Annotated in this window: 1 protein-coding gene; it reads right to left on the minus strand. The window is 63.8% G+C overall.

Annotated features, from left to right (window positions below; genetic code table 11):
* A partial coding sequence (locus tag RCF13_RS00870) for an FAD-dependent oxidoreductase (RefSeq protein WP_308140730.1) occupies positions 1-638 on the minus strand: 638 nt, incomplete at both ends.

Raw genomic sequence — 638 nt, forward strand, 5'->3', positions numbered from 1 at the left:
ACCCACGACGACTTCAGGCGTTCGACTTCGGCGGCGACGGCGTCGCGCTTGCGGTTGAATGCGTCCCAGCGGACATCGTCGACGATGCCGAGCTGGCGCCCGATTTCGGTCAGGCGCAGGTCGGCGTTGTCTTCGCGCAGGCTCAAGCGATATTCCGCACGCGAGGTGAACATGCGATAGGGCTCGGTCACGCCGCGCGTGACCAGATCGTCTACCAGCACGCCGAGATAGGCCTCGTCGCGGCGCGGCGTCCACTGCTCGCGATCCAGTGCGGACAGGGCGGCGTTGACGCCAGCCAGCAGGCCTTGGGCGGCGGCTTCTTCGTAGCCGGTGGTGCCATTGATCTGGCCCGCGAAATACAGGCCAGCAATTGCCTTGGTTTCCAGCGTGCTCTTCAATCCACGTGGATCGAAGTAGTCGTATTCGATGGCGTAGCCGGGGCGCAGGATATGCGCGTTCTCCAGGCCGGGCAAGGAATGGATCAGGTCCAACTGCACATCGAACGGCAGGCTGGTGGAGACGCCGTTCGGATAGACCTCGTGCGTGTCCAGCCCTTCGGGTTCCAGGAAAACCTGGTGCGATTCCTTGTCGGCGAAGCGGTGGATCTTGTCTTCGATCGACGGGCAGTAGCGCGGGCC

This window comes from Stenotrophomonas maltophilia group sp. RNC7, from assembly GCF_030910085.1.
In the GTDB taxonomy this organism is placed as follows: Bacteria; Pseudomonadota; Gammaproteobacteria; order Xanthomonadales; family Xanthomonadaceae; genus Stenotrophomonas; species Stenotrophomonas sepilia.